The sequence below is a fragment of the Paucilactobacillus oligofermentans DSM 15707 = LMG 22743 genome, assembly GCF_001434315.1.
Taxonomy (GTDB): domain Bacteria; phylum Bacillota; class Bacilli; order Lactobacillales; family Lactobacillaceae; genus Paucilactobacillus; species Paucilactobacillus oligofermentans.
In genome coordinates, this window is the sequence record NZ_AZFE01000030.1 from 161,630 (window position 1) to 168,362 (window position 6,733).

The following is a 6,733-nucleotide window of genomic DNA, read 5'->3' on the forward strand; positions in this document are numbered from 1 at the left end:
TTCACATTTGTGCGATAAATAAGGTATACAAAATATTGGGAGTCTAAGGGAGAGTCATTTTGGCTGAACGAATATTACTATTAACCAATCAATTAGCACTATTTACTTCATTAAATGAAGTTGCAAACCAAAATAGTTGGTTTGTTAATAATACAGTTCTACCACAAGAAGCTTTAAGAACAGTAAAAGAACAATATATTTCGGCTGTGGTTTGGGACTTAAACAGTCTCGAATTTCAGCTTAGTTTAACTGTTTTAACTCAAATTAGAGAACTAGTTCATGGCCCAATTATTGCGTTGTTTAACTCACTAAACAGTAGTATGCGTGATTCACTATACGAAATTCATATTGATGACTTTTGTTCAATGCCGGTTGATTTTAACCATATTATGAAAATAATTAAGCAACGAACTTGGGTTTATCAACAAATCCCCAATGATACAGATCAAGAGTCCATATCTGCTCCTGATGAACCAGACATTTCTCATCTAGTTAGATTTCATGATTTAACGATTGATAAGAATCACTACTCAGTAATGAAAGATGGCGCTGATTTAAACCTTACTCCCAAAGAATTCAAGCTATTTAAATACTTAGTTAATCATCCCAATCAAGTCTTAAGTCGAGACCAATTACTTGAAGGTGTCTGGGGATACGACATCATGGGAACTTCTCGGATGGTAGATATTCATATTAGTCACCTTCGTGATAAAATTGAAGCTGATCCTAAAAATCCAATCTGGATTAAAACGGTTCGTGGCTTTGGATATATTTTTTCTGATAATTAATTTCAAAAAGCTAATTTCAACAATGAGATTAGCTTTTTTATTGCACAAAAAAAGGATATCGCTAACGACATCCTTTAAAATTATTCAAGTTTAAATCTTAATACCAACCATTTGCTTGCCAGAATGCTTGTGCAGCAGTCCATGAACCATAACGGCTTGATACATAGTTATCAGCAACTGCTTCTTGGTTAGCAGCTGAGTAATCACCATTTAAGTATGATGAGCTCAATTGATATTTACCATAATATTGACCATTTGAGGCAGTGTATGAACCACCAGATTCTTTGTTAGCAATCCAAGATTTAGCAGCTGAATCTGATCCAGCAACTGTACTTGTATAGTTTGATGAAGCTGTGCTTGTAGAAGCAGTTGAAGTTGCAGCAGCTGAAGTTGTATCAGTTGTTGTACTTTCATCAGCTGCTGGAGTTGTAGCAACTTCTTCATCAGTAGCTTCACGAATTGTACCATTGTCAGTGATCATTAATTCTGCACCAACATAAATCAAATTCTTATCTGCAATGTTATTGTTTGAGGCAAGTGAATCAACTAAGCTATCGTTATTAGCGTAAGTGTATGAAATACCTGAAAGCGTGTCACCTGATTTAACTGTGTAAATCTCATCGGCGTTAGCTTGGATTGATGTAGCGGCAAATCCTAATGTAAATGCGCCTGCTACTGCAACAGAGAACTTGAGTGCGTTCTTCTTTAAATTCATAAATTAAAAAACCATCCTTTTTCTTGTTTTCCTTATGCAACGAGGATTACTTTACAGGATGAATATTACAAACATATAACAAAGCTTTTTCTATTTTTACCAATTTTGTTTTCTTTGAAATAAAAAGTATCAAATCACGAATACTCGTTCTACTTTGTTAAAAAGTGCACATTTATCAAAATTAAGTAAATCGTTTTACGTATTATTATATCGGCGTTTTTATTAATCAGTTGATACATCAGTCGTAGCAACGCTTTATCCCAATTATTCAGGCTAATCAACTAGGTTTACTATCGACTAACTATTATTACGTGTTAAAAAAGCCGATTTGCGTTTTTACTTAAATATCGGTTGATTGCAAATATTACAAAAATGACCATTTTTTGATAAAAATTTCAAAAAAACATGAAATAAATATGAATTTTTTCTGTTTATCCGCGTATATTCAATCTTTTTTGATATTTAATCGCTCATATGAACACCAAAATTACTGATTTTGTTGGTGATTCATCAACTAATAGCACTAAAAAAGGTATCAGCAATTTGATTTGCTGATACCTTTTGCTCACTTATTTAACTAACTTATCCCAAATCACTACCTGATCTTGGGCTAATGATTTTTTAACATCAATAATATTTTGATTGCTACTACCTCGAAACTGTAAGGTTAAATCTTTTTTTGATTCTAAGAATCGACCATCAATTAAAATATCAATATACTTTAACATTTCTAATTTATCATCAGATTCTTGCATTAATTCATCCCATTTATAACCAGTCCATGACCATATATCTTTAGTATCGCCAAATTCTTGTCGAATTCGTTTTAATAATTTAAGGCAAACTTGCGTATTCAAAAATGGTTCACCACCAAGTAATGTCAATCCTTGAACATACGACTGACTTAAATCATCAATAATCTGATCCTCTAATTCTTGCGTATACTCATGTCCATAATTAAAGTTTTGTGCGACCACATTGTAACAACCTGGACAGCTAAATAAACAGCCACTTACATATAAACTACAACGAACACCTTCACCATCAACAAAATTAAACGGTTTATAACTAGCTATCTTTTGTAGACTGTGTTCACTTGCCAGCCATTCTTTGGGCATCGGATTGTTTGGCTCTTTCATGTGTTGCGGCATTCTTAATCATCTCCCCGTTCATATGTTTTTCACGTGATGAAATTTCAACATGCCGCCCATGAACCATTGGACGTTGTTGTGGATTACCTAAATAACCACATGTCCGTTTAACTACATCACAAGTTTTCGGATCATGATTACCACATGATGGACAGACAAAGCCCTTAGCAGTTGGCTTGAAGTCACCTGTAAAACCACACTTAAAGCATTGATCAATCGCTGTATTAGTTCCTAAATAACCGACATGGTCATAAGCCCAATCCCAAACTGATTCAAGTGCTTTAGGGTTATTTTGCAAACTAGGATACTCACAGTAATGAATAAATCCACCAGCAGCATATTTAGGAAAGACCTCTTCAAATGTTAACTTTTCAAATGGTGATGGTTTTTTACGAACATCATAATGAAAACTATTCGTATAATACTCTTTATCGGTAATATCTTGAATCTTACCGAATTTTTTCAAATCTGCTTGCGCAAAAGTATCTGTTAATGATTCTGCTGGGGTTGAATATAAACTATAGTGATAACCACTTTGCTTTTCCCAGTCTTTACAATATTCATACATTCGCTTAACGACTTCTTCAGCAAAATCACGTGCTTCTTGCTTATGTTCCCAGTCATCACCGTAAAATAGTGTACACGTTTCATAAATTCCAATATAACCCAATGAAACCGTAGCACGACTATTTTTAAAAACTTCATCAACTGAATCCGTAGCTTTCAATCGTTTACCGAATGCCCCATACATATATAATAGCGGTGCATTTTCGGGTTCCGCTTCCTTAGTTCTGGCAATTCGATATTCCAGAGCTTGATAACAAATCGTCATTTTCTCTTCAAAAATATCCCAGAACAAATCTTTTTTTCCTTTTGATTCAATCGCTACTCGTGGTAAATTAACTGTTACAACACCTAAATTCATTCGTCCTGAGTTAACTTCAACCCCATCATCATTCTTCCAGCCTTGTAAAAATGAACGGCATCCCATTGGGGTTTTAAAACTACCGGTTAACTCAACAATTTTGTCATACATTAATAAATCTGGATACATCCGTTTAGTCGAACATTCCAAAGCTAATTGTTTAATGTCATAATTAGGATCGGTTACATCTAGGTTAAGTCCTCGCTTGATAGTATAAACTAGCTTAGGAAAAATAGCCGTCCGATGTTCCTTACCTAATCCTTTAATCCTAACTTTCAAAATAGCAGTTTGGATTTCACGTTCAATCCAATTTGTTCCCAAGCCAAAATTAACCGTCGTAAATGGAGTTTGTCCTTGTGATGAATACAGAGTATTAATTTCATATTCGAGTGCCTGCATGGCATCATAAATATCTTTAATTGTCTTTTCTTTAGCAAACGCATCACGTTTATCTTCAGCAATCCATTTTTTTGCATCAACTAAATGCTTATCATAATTAAGTTGGGCATATGGTGCTAATAATTGATCCACTCGATTAGCAGAACATCCACCATATTGTAGCGATGCAACGTTAGCAATAATTTGCGACATTTGTGCGGTTGCGGTTTGGATTGACTTTGGTGAACTAACCCAAGCATTCCCAATCTTAAACCCATTAGTCAACATTTCATCAAAATCAATTAAACAACAATTAGTTTCTGGTGTTACTGGTGAGTAATCTAAATCGTGCCAATGAATATCTCCTCGTAAATGAGCTTGTGCAACTACTTTGGGTAGCATCTTCAAGCCTATTGCCCGACTAACTGCTCCAGCCTCTAAATCACGTTGAGTATTAAAGACCCTACTATCCTTATTAGCATTTTCGTGAACTACGCTTGAATTTTTATCAAATAACTTTTGTAGTCGTGCCTCTGGATTAATAGCTCTTTCAAAGCTTTTAACTTCATTTTCATAAAATAGAGTATATTCCTGAGCTAAATCATGTTGTTCCAAACTTTTTAAAATGTTAACAATCATTTCCGCAATCACAGCTGATTTTACTTCTTGCTTACCACTTAATTCGGTATATAGTGATTCTTCAATTTGATTAATCATTTCAGTATCATCAGTTAACTTATGTAGTACAAAGTCAATTTTATAAGCATAAAATGACGATTTAGATCCATCACGTTTAACGACCGTAATCTTTTTAAAATCATTTAGTTCAGCAACTCGATCTTTTATAATATCCATTGGCACTCACTCTCTTTCATTTAATGCGATAAGTTAATATTAAAGCAAAAGAGAGAATAACACAATATGTTGTGTCCCATTTCATTAATCATCACTATATATAGTGATAAATTAATGTTCTTAATCAAGATTGATTCATGTTATCTATTGATACTAGTCAATTCAATAAAACCTAAGCCTGTCATAACGTTAAACTAGTTTTTCACTCAATAAATAAATTTTATAATTATTACATTATATTTCAAAAAAATTTTAAAAAAATTTTTTATCTTAAATTATAGTAATGACAAAACGTAAAATTAACACAATCTGTGTTTTTATCATTATGTAATCGTATTAGTCATTTCAATTTGATATGCTGTTATTGTTATATCACACATAATTTAATATGAAAGGTCATCCAGATATGAGTACATATAAAAAATATTGGCATAATATTTTAAATTTTTCAGGTACTACTACCCGTTCAAATTATTGGTTGCCTATAATCATCAATATAATTATCACCTTTTTTTTAGTCATCGTTTTTCAATCCCTAATTGGTCAGCCAATAACAGAGATATATTATGATTCAGATGCAGATTATTCATTCGGTTCTAGTCTGATTGTATTTTTAGTCAGTCTAGTTAACTTATCAGTATCGGTTCGCCGACTTCATGATAGTAATCATTCTGGATCATGGATTTTCATAAGAATAATTCCAATAATTGGATCTATTGTGTTCTTTATTTTAATGTTATTACACAGTCATCGTCCCAATAAATACTGTAATTAGATTTTCATCATTTAACTCACTTAATTGGTGAGCTTTTTTATTTCAATAATATTTTAGTAAACAAAAAAGCCTTGTAAGTTATACTTACAAGGCTTTAAGGTTATCATTTTTTAGTACTATATCATTAATCGTCTATCTTATCTATGCCGCCGGTGGGGGTCGAACCCACACTCCCGTGAAGGAACTGGATTTTGAGTCCAGCGCGTCTGCCAATTCCGCCACAGCGGCAAATGATATAGATACTTAAAAGGTGGTAACCGGATTTGAACCGGTGATGAAGGTTTTGCAGACCTCTGCCTTACCACTTGGCTATACCACCATCAAATACCCACGATTGGAACTACAAACCGTTAAAAATGACGACGGAGTCAAAGTCTTCTTCATTACTACCTGGCTCAAACCCAATCAAGGGCGGTATATGGGAATCGAACCCATGCGTGCCGGATCCACAAACCGGTGTGTTAACCACTTCACCAATACCGCCAAAATATTAAAAAGCAGGGATAGAGGGAGTCGAACCCCCACTGATGGTTTTGGAGACCATAGTTCTACCATTAAACTATATCCCTATAAAAAATGGAGGGGAGAGGATTCGAACCTCCGAACCCGAAGGAGCGGATTTACAGTCCGCCGCGTTTAGCCAACTTCGCTACCCCTCCATCAATGGCGCGGGACAGAATCGAACTGCCGACACATGGAGCTTCAATCCATTGCTCTACCGACTGAGCTACCGAGCCAATTTTTTCGGTTGATACTTTATGATAATTAAACATAATGAGATGTGGATCTCATTACATATGGAGGATACAGGGTTCGAACCTGTGACATCCTGCTTGTAAGGCAGACGCTCTCCCAGCTGAGCTAATCCTCCATCAAGTGACCCGTATGGGATTCGGACCCATGATACCGCCGTGAAAGGGCGGTGTCTTAACCACTTGACCAACGGGTCATAAACGGAGAGTAAGGGATTCGAACCCTTGAAACAGGTATAACCCGTTTACATCATTTCCAATGATGCTCCTTCGGCCAACTCGGACAACTCTCCAGGTATCCAAGTAGAGAACATAATGTTCTAAAAGCCAAAAACTTTTGCATGGCGACGTCCTACCCTCGCAGGGAGCGATCCCCCAACTACTATCGGCGCTT

General features: G+C 35.1%; 5 protein-coding genes and 9 tRNA genes. 2 read left to right on the plus strand and 12 right to left on the minus strand.

The window, feature by feature from the left end:
* Window positions 1-59: 59 nt before the first annotated feature.
* Window positions 60-788: a response regulator transcription factor gene (locus tag FC70_RS09475; protein ID WP_057889637.1), complete on the plus strand. Its 729-nt coding sequence runs from the start codon at window positions 60-62 to the stop codon at window positions 786-788.
* A gap of 97 nt (window positions 789-885) precedes the next feature.
* Here FC70_RS09475 and apf read toward each other — a convergent pair whose 3' ends face one another.
* The 3 genes from apf to nrdD form a co-directional block, all read right to left on the minus strand.
* The gene (gene apf, locus FC70_RS03560; RefSeq protein WP_057889638.1) at window positions 886-1,503 is read right to left on the minus strand and encodes an aggregation-promoting factor; all 618 of its coding nucleotides are present in this window, start codon (window positions 1,501-1,503) and stop codon (window positions 886-888) included.
* A gap of 569 nt (window positions 1,504-2,072) precedes the next feature.
* Complete coding sequence (gene nrdG, locus FC70_RS03565) at window positions 2,073-2,654, minus strand: anaerobic ribonucleoside-triphosphate reductase activating protein (protein ID WP_057889639.1); 582 nt, start codon at window positions 2,652-2,654, stop codon at window positions 2,073-2,075.
* Window positions 2,596-4,812, minus strand: a complete 2,217-nt coding sequence (gene nrdD / locus FC70_RS03570; protein ID WP_057889640.1) for an anaerobic ribonucleoside-triphosphate reductase — start codon at window positions 4,810-4,812, stop codon at window positions 2,596-2,598. The genes nrdG and nrdD overlap by 59 nt, the downstream gene beginning before the upstream one ends.
* A 406-nt stretch (window positions 4,813-5,218) precedes the next feature.
* On the opposite strand from nrdD, the gene FC70_RS09150 reads away from it, so the two are divergent.
* Window positions 5,219-5,587 carry a DUF805 domain-containing protein gene (locus FC70_RS09150; protein ID WP_083478621.1) on the plus strand — a complete coding sequence of 123 codons (369 nt, stop codon included), beginning with the start codon at window positions 5,219-5,221 and terminating at the stop codon, window positions 5,585-5,587.
* A 144-nt stretch (window positions 5,588-5,731) separates the two neighbouring features.
* Here the strand turns inward: FC70_RS09150 and FC70_RS03575 are convergent.
* The 9 genes from FC70_RS03575 to FC70_RS03615 all read right to left on the minus strand — a co-directional run bounded on the left by FC70_RS03575 (window position 5,732) and on the right by FC70_RS03615 (window position 6,632).
* A tRNA-Leu gene (locus tag FC70_RS03575) sits at window positions 5,732-5,815 on the minus strand.
* Window positions 5,816-5,835: 20 nt separating this feature from the next.
* Window positions 5,836-5,906 (minus strand) — tRNA-Cys (locus tag FC70_RS03580).
* 91 nt (window positions 5,907-5,997) lie between these two features.
* A tRNA-His gene (locus FC70_RS03585) sits at window positions 5,998-6,070 on the minus strand.
* Between the two features lie 15 nt (window positions 6,071-6,085).
* Window positions 6,086-6,156, minus strand: a tRNA-Trp gene (locus FC70_RS03590).
* Window positions 6,157-6,164: 8 nt separating this feature from the next.
* A tRNA-Tyr gene (locus tag FC70_RS03595) sits at window positions 6,165-6,246 on the minus strand.
* 5 nt (window positions 6,247-6,251) lie between these two features.
* A tRNA-Phe gene (locus FC70_RS03600) sits at window positions 6,252-6,324 on the minus strand.
* 61 nt (window positions 6,325-6,385) lie between these two features.
* Window positions 6,386-6,458, minus strand: a tRNA-Val gene (locus FC70_RS03605).
* A gap of 6 nt (window positions 6,459-6,464) precedes the next feature.
* Window positions 6,465-6,536, minus strand: a tRNA-Glu gene (locus FC70_RS03610).
* Between the two features lie 5 nt (window positions 6,537-6,541).
* A tRNA-Ser gene (locus tag FC70_RS03615) sits at window positions 6,542-6,632 on the minus strand.
* Window positions 6,633-6,733 lie beyond the last annotated feature (101 nt).